This window comes from Candidatus Binatia bacterium, assembly GCA_026415395.1.
GTDB lineage: Bacteria > Desulfobacterota > Binatia > HRBIN30 > HRBIN30 > HRBIN30.
The window spans coordinates 14,329-29,206 of sequence record JAOAHD010000021.1 but is presented as its reverse complement, the minus strand read 5'-3'; the positions used below and the strand labels follow the sequence as shown (position 1 = coordinate 29,206).

Below are 14,878 nucleotides of genomic sequence, written 5' to 3'. Positions count from 1 at the left end.
GGAGGGGTGTCCTGTGGAACTCATCAAGCCTGGTACCAACTTCAATTTCGTGGGGAACTTCAAGCGCGCGCTATTTTTCTCGTGGGCGCTAATCCTCATCGGGATCGTCTCCCTCATTGCTCACGGAGGGCCGAACTACGGAATCGACTTCGCCGGAGGAACCCTCGTTCAGGTTCGCTTCAAGGAAGCTACGAAAACGGACGAGGTCAGAAAGGCGATTGCGAGTTTAGAGCTAGGAGACGCCTCGATTCAAGATTTCAGCCGTAACGGAGCAGGTGGGTCGGAGTTCCTGATTCGGGTGCCCGTCAAAGGCGAACATCTGAGCGATTTCAGCGCGCAGATTACCTCCGCACTCGAGTCGCGATTCGGCGGAGACGCGTGGGAAATCCAACGCATCGAAACAGTCGGGCCACGCGTGGGAAGCGAGTTACGGTGGCGCGCGATCTTTGCCGTCATCGCGGCCACCATTATGATGGGCATTTACATCTGGATCCGCTTTGAGCTCCGCTTCGGCATTGGCGCAGCAGTGGCGCTGCTTCACGACGTGCTGATCACTGTCGGGGCGCTGTCCTTGGCAAACTATGAGTTCGATCTCACGATCGTCGCCGCGTTGCTCACTGTTGTTGGATTCTCCGTAAACGATACCGTTATCGTGTCTGACCGAATTCGCGAGAACCTACGCAAAAACCGGCGAGACCCGCTGGATAAGATCATCAACCGCAGCATCAACGAGACACTCAGTCGCACGATCTTGACGACCGGAACAGCTCTCCTCGTGCTCCTCGCCCTGTTCTTCCTCGGCGGTAAGGTGATTAACGGCTTTGCGTTTACGCTCCTCGTCGGATTCACAATCGGGACGTATTCTTCCATTTTTATTTCGAGTCCGATCGTTCTCTATCTGCAAAGGCCGGGGTTTGCCGCCACGCGATAGCGAGGGGTAATCTGCGCTCAACATGACGGAGCGGTGGTTTTTGCGTCGTGGGGAGCCAGCTCTTGAGACCCTTTTGCAAAAGGAACTTGGTGTCTCGCCGCTTTTATCGCGCCTACTGGTCCAGCGGGGCTATACCACCGTCGAAGCGGCTGGAGCGTTCTTGAATCCGCGGCTACGCGACGGCTTACGCTCACCGTTCTTGTTCCGCGACATGGACAAGGCGGTCGAGCGCGTGCGGCGGGCCATCGCTCGCAAGGAAACCGTCGCACTGTACGGAGATTACGACCTCGACGGCGTAAGTGGCACCGCCGTTCTCTATTGCTTCTTCCGCGATCTCGGCCTCGATCCCATCGTGCACGTCCCTGATCGACTACGCGAGGGCTACGGTCTTAACTCAGAAGCGATCCGGGCCCTCCACGCTCGCGGTGCGAGTCTCCTGATCACCGTCGATTGTGGCGCGGCAAACGAAGAAGAGATTCGGTTTGCCCAGTCGCTGAAGATGGAGACAATCGTTTGCGACCACCATCAAGTCCCCCCTCGCCCGTTGCCCGCCTTTGCCACCCTTAATCCTGCGGCTCCGGATTGCGGCTTTCCCTTTGCGGGTCTCTGCGGCGCCGGGATCGCTTTTTACCTAGCCTGGGGCGTTCGAGGCCGGCTGCGCGAGGACGGCAAAGCCGCACCGCCAAGCCTTCGGGAGCTACTCGATTTGGTCACATTGGGCACGATTGCCGACATCATGCCGCTGGAGCAAGAGAACCGCGTCCTGGTACGGCACGGATTAGATGCTCTCGCCCGCGGGCATCGCGTTGGTATCGCAGCGCTCAAGTCGATCGCTAGAATCGAGCACGTCAACAGTGCAGCCGTTTCCTTTCGCTTGGCCCCCCGCTTGAACTCCTCCGGCCGACTCACCTCGGCCCTCGTTTCGTTCAACTTGTTGACAACCGAAGACGCGGACCGGGCGATCGAATTAGCCAAGTGCTTAGACGCAACGAACCGCGAGCGGCAAGCCCTTGAGTCTGCAACGCTTCAGGAAGCTTTGGCCCTATGTCGCAACGATCCTCGCTGCAGCGAGCGCGCCGCGATCGTGCTCGCAAGCTCGACTTGGCATCCAGGCGTGGTCGGGATTGTCGCGGCACGGCTGGTGCAACGCTTCAAACGGCCTGCGGCGTTGATCGCGATCGACCCGGAATCGGAAGTCGGCCGCGGTTCGGTCCGGGGTATCGCTGGTGTGAACTGTTACCGCGCCTTAGCGGATTGCGCGTCGCATCTTCTTGGCTTTGGAGGCCATCCCATGGCAGCGGGCTTTACGATCGCCGCGGAAAAGATCTCCGACTTCGCATCGAACTTCGACGAGGCGGTCCAGGCGCAGCTTCCTCAGTCACGCGTGCTCCCGATTTACGCTGATGCCGAAGTGAACCTTTCCGAGTTCGATCCGGGCAGCGTGACCGAAGCTCTTTGTGCTCTGGAACCGTTTGGTCCCGCCAACCCTGAACCCGTGTTTTTCGCGCGTAACGTGCGTCTTCGCTCCTCGCGCCCGTTTGGCACGGGCCACTTAAGCCTGTTCATCGAGCAAAATGGCCGGGCATTTCCCGCTCGATGGTTTCAATGGGGACACGAACCACCGCCACCCTCGGATACAGCCTATGACGTGCTGTTCACCTGCGACCTGGGCGGGGGCTCCACGGCCGGTCCGTTGCAACTCCGACTCGTTGGGATTCGCCCCACGCGTCACTAGCACTCCTTACCCGCACCGTCGTAGGCTTGCCTGCACCTGCCTCGCAAAACTTGCCGCTGGCCCGCTCGAGTTTCGGACCGAGGCGCGACCTTAAGTACTGAATTTGTCGTTTGATTCTCCCGGAGGACCTAAACGGAAACGCCCTTGCTTGACTGCTGGATACCCCCGTGTTAGCCGGGACGGGTCATCCTGTTGGGAAGCATTTCACGTTAGCCCCCGGGGGTTCAGACCATGGAAAAAGACGATGCGATCTTGACCAGTAAGGAAGTGGCCCGCATCCTCGATTTGAGTCCGGATACGGTTAACGAATTTGCTCGAAAAAGTATCTTGCCCGCATTCAAAAAGGGGCGCCAGTGGCGGTTTCGGAAGCGCGACGTCGCTGCTTTCAAGAGCGAGTTGCGCGGCAATACGGCCGCATGACCGGCCGAATCACAACCACGTGACGACTGAGGGGTAGCGGATGCGGTCCTTCGAGAGTGCGCAGGCCCATGAGAGCAAGCTGTACGCTGAACTATCCTATTTGTACGACTTCATCTTCACTCGGATTTTCGCTCCGCGGATCCATCGGGTCATTCGCTCGCTGGAAATCCCTCCTGGAGCGCGCGTGCTAGAAGTCGGAGTGGGAACGGGCTTATCGCTCGACGCCTATCCTGAGCACGCCGAAGTGGTCGGGATCGACCTAGCGGCAGATATGCTTGACAAGGCGGAGGATAAGCTGCGGCGGCATGGCTGGCGCCACATCAAGCTGCTCCAGATGGACGCCCTGAATCTTAAGTTCGAGGACGACTCTTTCGACTTTGTCACCGCTTTTCATGTCGTAAGCGTAGTGCCGGATGCCCGCAAGCTGATGACGGAAATTCTACGAGTTCTGCGGCCGCAGGGTACCCTGGCGATCGTGAATCACTTCCGGAGTCCTAACCGCTTCTTTGCAGCGCTCGATCGGCTCATGGAGCCAGTAACGTTACGACTTGGGTGGCATACATTGGACCTACGCGACGTCCTGGTCGGGCTGCCACTAGAAGTGATCGAGCTCTACAAGACAAGTCGGCGCTCGTTGTTCACCATTCTCGTTGCCCGTAACGCAAAGGCACCTCTGGTGGTCGGGTCGCGAGCTAGTGAGTCGTCCGTTTCGTGGGAGCGTACGGAATTAGCCCCTGCTTCATGAGCCAGTGAGCATCGAGCTCGCTACGGGTGTACAACCACCGGGTGTAGGCTCTGAGTGCGTGCTCGTCTCCTGGAAACAAGTCGCGAAAACTAATTTCCGCTAGGACACGGACGAGCTCGGGGAAGCGGTCCGCAAGTTCGGCAAACAAATCCCGCGAGCGGGGGCCGGCTGCTCCACCCAAACGCGCGAGTTGCGAATACGCCGTGCGCCCTAACTCAGTGTAGTAGTCAGAGCTGACAATTTTCCGGTGCAGTGCCTCGAGGAATAGCCCGGCCATAAACAGGGCCGTGTCGCCCACGTGTTTCAGCTTCCCGTAACGATGCGGTAATGGTGCGTGGAAAGACTCCAAGTAATCAAGAGCTAGAGGCCGATCATCAAAGCGGCGACGGGGATGGGCGAAGTGCTCAAGCAGCGTCACGAGGTAGAATTCAACGTCCTCGCTCGACCTTACTGCTTGCGCCTCCATCGCACGCTGCAGCAATTCGCGAAAGAACTCCGTGAGATTTCGTTGAAACAACCTCGAATGTTGCGTCATGGCAGCGTTGCAGTTTAGCGCGTTCAACCACGTGGCCAAACGGTTTTTTCTCGCAGCCCAATGAGAGGCGAAGACCAGCGAAGAAGCCACGCGCTCGAGCAAACCGATTAACGGCTCAGCACATACTAGCGCTGCATGCATCTGGATGGTCCAACTCCTGGAAGACAAATTGTGTGCAGCAACACCTTCGGTTATAAGTCAGCTGCTATCCGTTCTCGGAGAAAGGGCGCTCGCTTACATGAAACAACACACTGGTTGGTTGACAAAAATCGTCTGGGCTATCGTCCTCGGAGGCACAATTTACTTGTTGTCTTACAGCGCGAGCCGCGTGTCCGCCGTCGCCAAGGACGCCTACGACAGTATCGAGGTGTTCACCAACGTCCTCACCTTGGTACAGCGTAATTACGTCGATCCCGTCACCACCAAACAATTAATCGAAGGCGCAATTACCGGAATGCTAACCGCCTTAGACCCACACAGCGCTTACCTCCCGCCCGAATCCTACAAGGAGCTCCAAGTCGATACGCGCGGCACGTTCGGTGGCCTTGGGATCGAGATTACGATCCGTAACAACGTCCTGACGGTTGTCTCCCCCATCGAAGATACCCCCGCCTACCGGGCCGGAATCAAACCGGGCGATCAAATCATCAAAATCGACGAAGAGTTCACCAAGGACATGCCGCTAACCGAGGCCGTGCGGCGCATGCGTGGCGCGCCCGGGACTAAGGTGCGCCTCACTTTGCGGCGCGAGGGAGTGGTGAAACCAATCGAACTCACGCTGACCCGCGAAGTCATCAAAATTCAAAGCGTGAAGTCCCGCCTCCTCGAGAAAGGGTACGCATACGTGCGGATCACGCAGTTTCAAGAGCGGACCGACGATGACTTGCAAAAGGCACTCGCGAAACTCGAACAGGATAACGGCGGGCCGCTTTCAGGCCTGATCCTGGACCTCCGCAACAACCCCGGAGGCTTACTCACTCAGGCAATCAAAGTGGCCGACGAATTCATCGACTCTGGCCTCGTGGTCTACACCGATGGCCGTTTGGAATCGCAAAAGCAGAAATACTTTGCCCATAAGCAGGGATCGCGCACGGATTTTCCGATGATTGTGTTGGTCAACAGCGGCAGTGCCAGCGCCTCGGAAATTGTTGCCGGAGCCCTACAAGATCATCGCCGCGCCTTGATCTTGGGGACACAAACCTTTGGCAAAGGCTCCGTACAAACGATCCTGCCGCTCGAGGAAAACTCGGCCATCCGCCTCACCACCGCACGGTACTACACGCCAAACGGAAGATCGATCCAAGCGACCGGAATCACGCCGGACATTGTCCTCGACAATCCGACGACCCTCGCCGCTGCTGGCGGACCGTCGCTGCCCCGGATTCGGGAGGAGAACTTACCACGGCACCTCCGTTCCCCGCACGATCGAGAAGAGTCTCCACCCAACGAAGAAGAAACGGAGGAACCACAGGAGGTTCCGGAAGCCTTGCAGGTCCGCGAAGGCGAGTTAGGCCGTGACCCACAGTTGGATCGCGCGCTCGAATTGCTCAAAAGCTGGAACGTGTTCAAAACGGTAGTGGCCGGACGCACGCCATAATCACACTCGCGCCTCTTCTTGCTGCGTTTGCCTGCCACGTTAAAACCGCCCTGTGCACACCTCGAGGCGACTGGTTGACGTCCTTGCGCCATTCCGTTGGATCCTGATGCTCGCCTTCGGGCTCATTGTGTACGCCGATCTCACAGTTCCGGATCGTTCGAACACCCGTACCGGCCAGCGGCAAAAGGCTCCAACAATTGCATCTTCAACACCGGCCCCCGACCAGACTGCGATGTTGGGGGCAATTGCCCGTGTAACGCTAAGGCTGAACGAGATGCCCTTCCCTCTCGTGCTCCCAACTCCAACCGAAGAGAACTTTGGTGAGGGCAGTCGCCAATGGGTCCATCGCCTTTACGAATTTTCTCTGCCTCGCACGACCAACATTGCCCCCCTCCTGCGCCCCTTTGAAGAGCTCCAACGCGACTTTCCAGACTTGACCCTTCATATCGAAGACCGACCTCACAGTCTGGAGGTTTGGCTTGGCATCGGAGGCTTGCGAACCCATACCTTCCGATTCCGTTGGATCGACCGACCACCGCGGCTCGCCATCGTACTCGCTCACCTAGGCGACGATGTGCATCTTGCGCGCCAGTTTCTTGCTCTGGGCGTGCGACTCACCTATGCCGTGAGGCCGCCCGCAGCATTCGGGGACATTGTTAGCGAGCAGCTTCGGCTTGCGGAGGTTCCTACTCTGGTCGAAGTCGAGTTGGAAACCGAATCAGGTGCCGTGGAGCACAGCGACCGAACCGCACAAGCGGATCTGCAGGAGGCGCTAGCCGTTTCGGCGCGCAGCGCTCGAGCGGCCAGCCTCGAACATTACTTCGCCAGGCTCGCACAACAGTTTCCCCATGCGTCGGGAGTCTTGCTCTTCGCGCCTCCGCATGCCGAGCAGTTCCTGGGTGCAGTAAAACGCTGGGTCGAAACACTCCCGAGCTCTTACGTCGTGTTGTGGGGGGACTTGACGCCGAGCTCTGACGACCCGTGCGCCGCTTTTTTCATGGCTGGTAGAGGCTGCTTTCGCTTCTCCTGGTCACGGGAGAACGAGCTCGGGAGTGACCCCAACTGGTGCCGAGCGCGCATCGCCAGTGCGGTGGCCCGGGCTCAATCCCTCGGCGAACTCATCGAAGTCCTTCCGGCCAGCTCGGCTTGTTTAACCGCGCTCCGCACCGAATTCGGACAGTTGACGGGGACCGGGATCGAATTGGTCGACGCGATCTCGCTCGTGCAGCGTGGTCTGTCGTTCGAGAGGCAATTTTGATACGAAGCGCCCAATGACGTTCGCCGAGGCCCCGCGGGCCGGTTCTACCCCGTTTCTCAGCGTCAGCGAGCTCACGCAACTCATCCGTGAAACTTTGGAAACACACATTGATACGGTGTGGGTGGTCGGGGAGATCTCGAATTTCAAGGTGCCCTCTTCCGGCCACTTCTACTTCGTTATCAAGGACGAGGGCGCCCAAATCGCCGCCGTTATGTTCAAGGGAGCCAATCGAGGACTCGCGTTTAAACCGGAGGACGGCCTTAAGGTGCTCGTACGCGGGCACGTGAGCCTCTACGAACCCCGCGGTCACTTGCAGCTTTACGTAGAATTCATGGAACCGGTGGGCATCGGCAGCGTGCAACTTGCTCTCGAGCAGCTCAAGCAGCGGCTCCATGCGGAGGGCCTGTTCGATCCACAGCGCAAACGCCCGCTACCGCCTCTCCCGCGCTGCATCGGCATCGTGACCGCACTGACCGGCGCCGCGATTCGCGATATCCTCACGGTGCTCCATCGCCGGTTTCCCCACGTGCGGGTCATCATCCGCCCGGTGCGTGTTCAAGGCAAGGAAGCTCCGACGGAAATCGTCGCAGCCTTACGCGATTTGCAAGAGGTCCCCGCGGTGGACGTCATCATCGTCGGGCGCGGCGGTGGTTCCAAGGAGGACCTTTGGGCATTCAATGACGAGGTCGTCGCGCGAGCCATTGCGGCCTGCCGCGTACCCGTGGTGTCTGCCGTCGGGCACGAGATCGACATCACGATTGCGGATCTGGCTGCAGATGTGCGGGCCCCGACCCCTACAGCAGCGGCAACGCTCGTGGTTCCTGAACTGAAGGAACTAGCAAACCGGATCGAACACCAACGCCGATTGCTCGTATCGGCTTTTTCCCGTGTGTTGCAACTATACCGGCAACGGCTCGATCAGTTGGCTCATCGCCTGCGCGACCCTCGCCACACGGTGGAAAATTTGCGCCTGCGCCTGGACGAGCTGGCTGAGCGTGCGGAACTCGCAATCACGCGGAGAACCGAACGAGAGCGCCAGCGGCTTCGCGCTCTGGCTGACCGACTCAGTGCTCTCAGTCCGCTGGGAGTTCTGAACCGGGGATACGCTATCGTGAAGAAGTTGCCCGCAGGCACAATCGTGCGCGATGCTGCCAGTTTAACCGCGGGAGATGCCGTGCAAATTCAATTTGCTCGCGGTCGGACACACGCGCTGGTGCGCGAAACTGAAGGTTAATGGGAAACGAGTTCTCATGAGTGATCAAACACTCCAATCATTCGAGGCTACGATGCACGCGCTCGAGGACATTGTGCGCCGACTCGAGCGAGGCGACATGTCCTTGGAGGATGCCTTAGCTGCCTTTGAAGAAGGAATCCGCTTAGTCAAAGCACTCAACGAGCGCCTAACGGAGGTCGAGGCACGGATCGAAGTGCTCACGCGCACAGACAGTGGCGAGCTAAATCTCACCCCGCTGAACAGTGACTTGAAGGAGTAAACGCTTGCGGCTCGATCAGTACCTCGAGAAAAAGCGGCGACTCATCGATCGTGCCCTCGACCGATATCTGCCCGCAACCAGTGTGCCGGATCGGCTCGTCGAGGCGATGCGCTATAGCCTCCTGGGGGGTGGCAAGCGGGTGCGGCCCATCTTATCTTTGGCCGCCTGCGAGGCGGTTGGCGGCAACAGTGAAACCGTGCTCCCGTTTGCCTGCGCCATTGAGATGATTCATACGTACTCGCTCATCCATGACGATTTGCCCGCCATGGACAACGACGAACTTCGCCGGGGGCGACCAACAAATCACATCGTATTCGGCGAGGCGCTCGCCATTCTGGCCGGCGATGCCCTGCTCACGGAAGCGTTCCGCATCATGGGTGAGGCCGCGCTCAGCGCAGGGGTTCGGCAAAGACGTGCATTGCAAGTTCTTACCGAAGTTGCCATGGCCGCCGGGCCCCGCGGGTTGGTTGGAGGCCAAGCCGCTGACATCGCAGCCCAGGATCGGCAAGCCGATTTGCCGCTCGTGGAATACATTCACGTCCGCAAAACCGGCGAACTCATCCGCGTCTCTGTTCGCGCCGGCGCAATCCTCGGCGGCGCCCGCCCAGGGCAATTGCGACAACTGTCGCGCTACGCGGAGTTCCTCGGCCTCGCTTTTCAGATTGCCGACGACATCCTGGACGAGGAAGGCTCTCTTCAGGTCACAGGAAAAATTGGCGGCGGGGATCGGCGGCAACACAAAGCCACGTTCCCGGCTGTGCTCGGGCTACCCGCCTCGAAACAGCGTGTGCGCGAACTTCTGAGCCAGGCGTTGGAAGAGTTGGACTCTTTCGGAGACGAAGCGGAACCGCTACGGCAAATCGCGCAACTCATTGTCGCCCGAGCTAGCGTGGCCTAGCGGCTCCTTATGCGTGTTCGCATCGACAAGCTCCTCGTCGAACGCGGGCTGGCACCCAGCCGAGAACGAGCGCAACGCCTCGTGTTGGCTGGAGTTGTCTATGCTTCGGGACAGCGAGTGACGAAGGCCGGCTCCTTCGTCGATGCGGATGCCCCGATCGAGGTGAGGGGCGAAGACCTCCCCTATGTGAGCCGTGGCGGGCTTAAACTCGCAGCTGCCCTCGACAGCTTCGGTATTGATGTCCGAGGCCGCACGTGTCTGGACGTCGGGGCGTCGACCGGCGGTTTTAGCGATTGCCTTCTGCAACGCGGTGCCACACACGTGTACGCGATCGACGTAGGCTACGGGCAACTCGCGTGGAAATTGAGGCATGATCCACGGGTGACCGTTTTTGAACGCACGAACTTTCGCTTCTTCGCTCCAGAACGCTTGCCAGAACTCGCAAACTTTGCAGCCGTGGACGTGTCGTTCATCTCGTTACGGTTAGTGCTTCCTAACGTCTTGCGCTGCGTCGATGCCGGCAGTGACGTGGTCCTCTTAGTCAAGCCGCAGTTCGAAGTGGGCCGAGAACACGTGGGATCGGGGGGTGTTGTCCGTGACCCGGAACTTCACCGCCAGGCGGTGGAGACCATCAAAGAGGCAGCGCTAGCCCTCGGGTTTACGGTTGTCGGAGAGTGTCCTTCGCCACTGCTCGGCCCAAAGGGGAACCGGGAATTCTTCCTCCATGCCCGGGTTCCACCGGTGCACTCTCCGCCGGAGGAATCAACCAACCGCGAGCGATCGCCGATAGAAGCCCCCCGCCCAAAGCGGTGACCACCCCGAGCACAAACGTAGGCCGGGTGAACAACTCGACTGCTGGCAAAGCTCGGGCAAAGTGCGCAAAGGCGGATGATACGCCCACGAGCGCACCGACCACAATGGCCAACAACCCCGCAACACGACAGACCTGCCGCAGGCCAACCACCTCCCCACGCAAGCGCTCGTACAACTGTGCCTTTTCACAAGCCACCGCCACGTCGGCAGCAACTGTCTCCAGAAACTCCAAATCGCTCCCGGTCAAGAATTCGGGAGCGGGGTTCACAACCTCCATGACCCCGATGTTCCCCGTCCGAGTGCGCAACGGCGCACACAACAGCGAGCGCGTGGTCATCTCCGTCTGCGCATCGATGCCGCGGAAAAACCGCGGATCTTGCGAGGTATCCATGACCAACTCGGCCTGATCGTGGTGGAGCACCCATCCCGCAATCCCACGATCTGCAGGGAAGCGAATCTCCGCTAAGCGTGCTTCGGACTTGATGTCGACATCGCTGGCCACAGGAAAGTAGAACTCGTTTTTCTTCGGATCGAGCATCAAGATGGCGCAACCTTCAGCGCGAAAGAGAATGCGGCCTTGTTCGGTGGCGTAGCTCAGCAGCGATCGCAGGTCGGTAAACGTCGTCAAGCCACGATTGAGCTCATACAGCAGCCGCAGCCGCTCCCTCTGGAGGTGATCCTGTTCGCCGTCACCGGTCACGGTTTCCTACCCGCCGATGGATAGCCCCTTACGCTGCAAATCCACGTACGTACGGAAGGCGAGCCGCCGTTTCACGAATCTGCGCCTCTGCTTGCAACAAAATCCGAGTCGCGTCCCACGTGCCCTCGATGAGCTGGCGCCGAGCGCCCTCAGGCATGACCACCGGAATACTGGTTCCTTTGTACTCCACACGCATGGTCTGGAGGTTCACGATAATCTCGTGGCCTGGGTCTTCCTCCACCGCTGCCTGCAGCCAATTGATGTCTTTTTCCGCGGCGCAAACGCACGGCATTCCGAGGGCCACGCAATTGCCGAAGAAAATGTCCGCGAAGGATTCCCCCACCAATGCACGGATCCCCCAGCGGAGCAGCGCTTGCGGAGCGTGCTCCCGTGATGACCCACAACCGAAGTTCTTGTTCACCACCCCGATCCGCGGACCTTTCGCCGCAAAGCGCGGATCGTCCAGAACGTGCCCTTTAGAGCGGCCTTGAGCATCGAACCGTTCGTCGTAAAAAAGGAACTCTCCCAATCCGTCGAAGGTAACGACCTTCATAAACCGCGCGGGAATGATCCGGTCGGTGTCGATGTCGTTCCCTCGCAAGGGGATCGGGCGACCAACCACCTGCTCGATTCTGATCAGTTCTGTCATCTGCTGTCTCCTCACCCGCCGCTCGACAACAGTTCCCGTACGTCCACCACCTCGCCAGCAATCGCTGCAGCCGCCACCATCGCGGGGCTCATCAACAAGGTACGCCCCCCTGGACTTCCTTGACGCCCCTTAAAGTTCCGATTGCTCGACGAAGCGCATACTTGTCGCCCGACGAGCTTGTCGGGGTTCATCGCCAAGCACATGGAGCAGCCCGGCAACCTCCATTCGAAACCCGCAGCTCGGAACACTTCATCGAGACCTTCGGTCTCGGCCGCCCGCGCCACGCTTTCAGAGCCAGGGACGACGAGTGCCTTCACGTGCGGCTTCACCTTGCCCAGCCGGGCGATTTTTGCCGCCTCGCGCAAGTCCGACAAACGGCCATTTGTGCATGAGCCGATAAAGGCAACATCAATGCGCATTCCACGAATCGGCTGGCCTGGCTTGAGGTCCATGTATCGGTAGGCATCTTCAACAACATCCCTCTCATCGGGCGGAAACGCCTCCGGGGGCGGTACACGCTCGTCGATCCCAATAGCCTGGCCAGGATTGATGCCCCACGTTACCGTTGGCGCAATCTCCTCACCTTGGAATTCCACTTCGTCATCGTACCGAGCATCGGGATCCGATGCCATGCTGCGCCACCAGGAAAGCGCTCGCTCAAAGGCCGCTCCCTGCGGGGCAAACTCGCGACCCCGCAGGTAGGCGAACGTCGTTTCGTCCGGGTTCACGTAACCGAGCCGAGCCCCGCCTTCGATGCTCATGTTGCACACCGTCATGCGCTCTTCCATGGACATCCGCTCGATGACCTCGCCGGCATACTCGTACGCGTATCCCACCCCACCCTTGACGCCGAGTCTGCGGATGATGTGGAGAATCACATCCTTCGCGTACACACCCGGTAACAGCCGGCCGCGCACCAGGATCCGGCGCACCTTGGGGCGCTGAATTGCTAGGCACTGAGTGGCCAGCACGTCCCGGACTTGGCTCGTTCCGATGCCGAACGCCACGGTTCCCAACGCTCCGTGAGTGCTGGTATGGCTGTCCCCACAGGCCACCGTCATGCCCGGTTGGGTCAGCCCGAGCTCAGGGCCGAGCACGTGCACGATTCCTTGATAGCCGCTGTTCGCCTGAAAGAGCCGGATCCCAAATTCCGCGCAGTTGCGCTCAATCGCCGTCATCATGCCCTCGGCCTGGGCGTCGGCATATGGGCGCTGGCGCGTATCGGTTGGAATAATATGATCCACGGTCGCGAAGGTGCGTTCCGGAAAGAGCACTCTCAAACCTTGCTCCCGCAACATTTGGAACGCCTGGGGGCTGGTCACCTCGTGAACCAAGTGCAGACCGATAAAAAGCTGCGTTTGCCCGGACGGCAACTCACGCACCGTGTGCGCTTCCCAAACTTTCTCCAACAAACTCTTTCCCATCGCTGGCCTCAACGCGTTGGGCTGTAGCGGATGCTCGCACGCTCCGCACCTGCTTGACCCCAAGCTTGCCCGAAACCCGCTAGTTCCGCATGCCCCCTCGTAAACAGGGACATCCGACCCGTTACGCACAGTTGGCTCTGCAAGGGTTGCTAGGATTTCTTTTCTGTCAACCGTCCCGGTTCCATCGCACAGGCATTCACGAACGGCCCCCCACGTTCGCCCAGCTCAGGTTCACTGGCCGACCCGGGGCTCACGAGACTGTGATCACGAACTTTTCAAACCGAAACTCTACAGAAGCGAAAGGCTCAATGCCTGGCGAACGTACTTCGAACTCCCACGAGTGGGGACCCGCCCTCGCGACCGCGACCGTGAAGAAGAAAGCGTTGTCGCCAGTCAGCTCGGTGCCCGCCTTGAACTTCTTTCTCGCGACGGAATCTCCGTCGAAATACACGATCAGCTCCACCTCTCCGCTGCCAACAACGCGCCCAAAAACCCCCACCCGCACGAGCCCCGCGGGTGCGTAGGTCACTGCCATCGCACGAGCTCCAGCCCGCATTCGCAAGCTGGTTCGGTCGTCGTCAATCTTGCATCCGTCGCTTGCGCGCATCCCCGCCGGAGCCAGCGTCAGCACGCCCGGTGCGCCTGACCGTGATTGGCAAGCCACTGCAGAGAGCAGCAGCGCAATCAGAGGGGCGGCAACGCACCTCAAGAGCTCTGTCCCGTCCCTAACCCGGGGCGAAAGATGACCTTTTTATCCTTCACCACCAACTGGTCGTTCAAGAACAACTGCACCGCCTGCGATAACACCTTTGCCTCAAGGCGTTGACCGCGTGCCTTCACATCATCCAGGGTGTCCTCACCCACGCGAATGTGAAACACGTCCTGAAGAATGACGGGGCCTTGGTCCAGTTGCTCCGTAACGAAGTGGGCCGTACACCCCGAAACCCGCACCCCTTCTTCAAACGCCTGCCGATAGGCATTCGGGCCCGGGTGGTAAGGCAGCAATGACGGATGGATGTTGATAATTCGATTGCGGTATCGCTCGACGACCCGCGGGGAAAGGATTTGCATGTAGCGAGCAAGCACGACCAAATCCGCCCCATACTCGGCAAGCTTCTCTAACAGAAACTCCTCGTGAGCAGCCTTGTCAGCAGATGGGTACCAGAAAAACGGAATTCCCGCCTCTTCAGCTAGAGGGCGAAGAAGTTCGTGGTTCGACAAGACAACCACAAGATCCCCATTAAGCCTGCCGTGATTTCGATCTTCGATGAGTTGTTGAAGGCAGTGAGGTTCTCGGCTCACCAACACGGCCACCCGTTTGGGCTCACGCTTCCCCTGCAAACGGATGGAAACCTCCATGTGGATTTCCTCACCAATCCGCTTCAAGCCCAACACCAACTCGTCGAGGTTCACGTTCAACTCGGAAAGGTCGACCAGCATGGTCATGATAAAGAGTCCCTCCATGACCCGCTGCTCGATGTCCTCAATGTTGATGTTGCACGCGGCTAAATACGTGGAAATGCGCGCCACCACCCCTTTTTGGTCGCGCCCGATTACAGAGATCACCGCCCGGCTGCTCATGCGCCGCCCTTTTAGCAAGTAGGAAAGCACGGTCAAAATATGCCCTTGTCCGCCTATCCTCCCGCGCAGCCCGAGCCGCCAACCGTGGTTCGCCTGCAA

Annotated in this window: 15 protein-coding genes and 1 pseudogene; 10 read left to right on the top strand and 6 right to left on the bottom strand. The window is 59.4% G+C overall.

Going from position 1 to position 14,878, the window contains the following annotated elements:
- The first annotated feature begins 13 nt into the window (after positions 1 to 13).
- The 4 genes from secF (at position 14) to N3C12_15365 (ending at position 3,831) form a co-directional block, all read left to right on the top strand.
- Positions 14 to 931, top strand: a complete 918-nt coding sequence (secF, locus tag N3C12_15380) for a protein translocase subunit SecF (protein MCX8073808.1) — start codon at positions 14 to 16, stop codon at positions 929 to 931.
- Between the two features lie 22 nt (positions 932 to 953).
- A complete protein-coding gene (gene recJ / locus N3C12_15375; protein ID MCX8073807.1) occupies positions 954 to 2,666 on the top strand; it encodes a single-stranded-DNA-specific exonuclease RecJ in 1,713 nt (570 codons plus the stop codon).
- A 231-nt stretch (positions 2,667 to 2,897) separates the two neighbouring features.
- Positions 2,898 to 3,086: a helix-turn-helix domain-containing protein gene (locus N3C12_15370; protein ID MCX8073806.1), complete on the top strand. Its 189-nt coding sequence runs from the start codon at positions 2,898 to 2,900 to the stop codon at positions 3,084 to 3,086.
- 40 nt (positions 3,087 to 3,126) lie between these two features.
- Positions 3,127 to 3,831 (top strand): class I SAM-dependent methyltransferase, encoded by a 705-nt coding sequence (locus tag N3C12_15365; GenBank protein ID MCX8073805.1) that lies wholly within the window; start codon positions 3,127 to 3,129, stop codon positions 3,829 to 3,831.
- Here the strand turns inward: N3C12_15365 and N3C12_15360 are convergent.
- Positions 3,779 to 4,507, bottom strand: coding sequence for a hypothetical protein (locus tag N3C12_15360; protein ID MCX8073804.1), 729 nt, complete (start codon positions 4,505 to 4,507; stop codon positions 3,779 to 3,781). The two genes, N3C12_15365 and N3C12_15360, sit on opposite strands and share 53 nt — an antisense overlap.
- Before the next feature lie 97 nt (positions 4,508 to 4,604).
- On the opposite strand from N3C12_15360, the gene N3C12_15355 reads away from it, so the two are divergent.
- The 6 genes from N3C12_15355 to N3C12_15330 all read left to right on the top strand — a co-directional run bounded on the left by N3C12_15355 (position 4,605) and on the right by N3C12_15330 (position 10,425).
- Positions 4,605 to 5,963, top strand: a complete 1,359-nt coding sequence (locus N3C12_15355) for a S41 family peptidase (protein ID MCX8073803.1) — start codon at positions 4,605 to 4,607, stop codon at positions 5,961 to 5,963.
- A 106-nt stretch (positions 5,964 to 6,069) separates the two neighbouring features.
- Positions 6,070 to 7,221 carry a hypothetical protein gene (locus N3C12_15350; protein MCX8073802.1) on the top strand — a complete coding sequence of 384 codons (1,152 nt, stop codon included), beginning with the start codon at positions 6,070 to 6,072 and terminating at the stop codon, positions 7,219 to 7,221.
- A gap of 13 nt (positions 7,222 to 7,234) precedes the next feature.
- A complete protein-coding gene (gene xseA / locus N3C12_15345) occupies positions 7,235 to 8,455 on the top strand; it encodes an exodeoxyribonuclease VII large subunit (GenBank protein ID MCX8073801.1) in 1,221 nt (406 codons plus the stop codon).
- A 16-nt stretch (positions 8,456 to 8,471) separates the two neighbouring features.
- Positions 8,472 to 8,714, top strand: coding sequence for an exodeoxyribonuclease VII small subunit (xseB, locus tag N3C12_15340; GenBank protein ID MCX8073800.1), 243 nt, complete (start codon positions 8,472 to 8,474; stop codon positions 8,712 to 8,714).
- A gap of 4 nt (positions 8,715 to 8,718) precedes the next feature.
- Positions 8,719 to 9,612, top strand: a complete 894-nt coding sequence (locus tag N3C12_15335) for a polyprenyl synthetase family protein (GenBank protein ID MCX8073799.1) — start codon at positions 8,719 to 8,721, stop codon at positions 9,610 to 9,612.
- Between the two features lie 9 nt (positions 9,613 to 9,621).
- Positions 9,622 to 10,425 (top strand): TlyA family RNA methyltransferase, encoded by an 804-nt coding sequence (locus N3C12_15330; protein MCX8073798.1) that lies wholly within the window; start codon positions 9,622 to 9,624, stop codon positions 10,423 to 10,425.
- A gap of 202 nt (positions 10,426 to 10,627) precedes the next feature.
- Here N3C12_15330 and N3C12_15325 read toward each other — a convergent pair.
- The 5 genes and pseudogenes from N3C12_15325 to N3C12_15305 form a co-directional block, all read right to left on the bottom strand.
- Positions 10,628 to 11,125, bottom strand: a pseudogene (locus tag N3C12_15325) (GAF domain-containing protein).
- A 28-nt stretch (positions 11,126 to 11,153) separates the two neighbouring features.
- Positions 11,154 to 11,774: a 3-isopropylmalate dehydratase small subunit gene (gene leuD / locus N3C12_15320; protein ID MCX8073797.1), complete on the bottom strand. Its 621-nt coding sequence runs from the start codon at positions 11,772 to 11,774 to the stop codon at positions 11,154 to 11,156.
- A gap of 11 nt (positions 11,775 to 11,785) precedes the next feature.
- Positions 11,786 to 13,198 carry a 3-isopropylmalate dehydratase large subunit gene (gene leuC, locus N3C12_15315; GenBank protein ID MCX8073796.1) on the bottom strand — a complete coding sequence of 471 codons (1,413 nt, stop codon included), beginning with the start codon at positions 13,196 to 13,198 and terminating at the stop codon, positions 11,786 to 11,788.
- 250 nt (positions 13,199 to 13,448) lie between these two features.
- On the bottom strand, positions 13,449 to 13,733 hold the full coding sequence (locus N3C12_15310; protein ID MCX8073795.1) for a hypothetical protein: 285 nt from the start codon (positions 13,731 to 13,733) through the stop codon (positions 13,449 to 13,451).
- 170 nt (positions 13,734 to 13,903) lie between these two features.
- Positions 13,904 to 14,779, bottom strand: coding sequence for an ACT domain-containing protein (locus N3C12_15305; GenBank protein ID MCX8073794.1), 876 nt, complete (start codon positions 14,777 to 14,779; stop codon positions 13,904 to 13,906).
- Positions 14,780 to 14,878: the final 99 nt, after the last annotated feature.

Bases quoted from the DNA above. Each gene is read 5' to 3' on its own strand.
- recJ (MCX8073807.1), top strand. From the start codon at position 954: ATGACGGAGCGGTGGTTTTTGCGTCGTGGGGAGCCAGCTCTTGAGACC.
- N3C12_15370 (MCX8073806.1), top strand. From the start codon at position 2,898: ATGGAAAAAGACGATGCGATCTTGACCAGTAAGGAAGTGGCCCGCATC.
- N3C12_15365 (MCX8073805.1), top strand. From the start codon at position 3,127: ATGCGGTCCTTCGAGAGTGCGCAGGCCCATGAGAGCAAGCTGTACGCT.
- N3C12_15360 (MCX8073804.1), bottom strand. From the start codon at position 4,507: ATGCATGCAGCGCTAGTATGTGCTGAGCCGTTAATCGGTTTGCTCGAG.
- N3C12_15355 (MCX8073803.1), top strand. From the start codon at position 4,605: ATGAAACAACACACTGGTTGGTTGACAAAAATCGTCTGGGCTATCGTC.
- N3C12_15350 (MCX8073802.1), top strand. From the start codon at position 6,070: ATGCTCGCCTTCGGGCTCATTGTGTACGCCGATCTCACAGTTCCGGAT.
- xseA (MCX8073801.1), top strand. From the start codon at position 7,235: ATGACGTTCGCCGAGGCCCCGCGGGCCGGTTCTACCCCGTTTCTCAGC.
- xseB (MCX8073800.1), top strand. From the start codon at position 8,472: ATGAGTGATCAAACACTCCAATCATTCGAGGCTACGATGCACGCGCTC.
- N3C12_15330 (MCX8073798.1), top strand. From the start codon at position 9,622: ATGCGTGTTCGCATCGACAAGCTCCTCGTCGAACGCGGGCTGGCACCC.
- leuD (MCX8073797.1), bottom strand. From the start codon at position 11,774: ATGACAGAACTGATCAGAATCGAGCAGGTGGTTGGTCGCCCGATCCCC.
- leuC (MCX8073796.1), bottom strand. From the start codon at position 13,198: ATGGGAAAGAGTTTGTTGGAGAAAGTTTGGGAAGCGCACACGGTGCGT.
- N3C12_15310 (MCX8073795.1), bottom strand. From the start codon at position 13,733: ATGGCAGTGACCTACGCACCCGCGGGGCTCGTGCGGGTGGGGGTTTTT.
- N3C12_15305 (MCX8073794.1), bottom strand. From the start codon at position 14,779: ATGAGCAGCCGGGCGGTGATCTCTGTAATCGGGCGCGACCAAAAAGGG.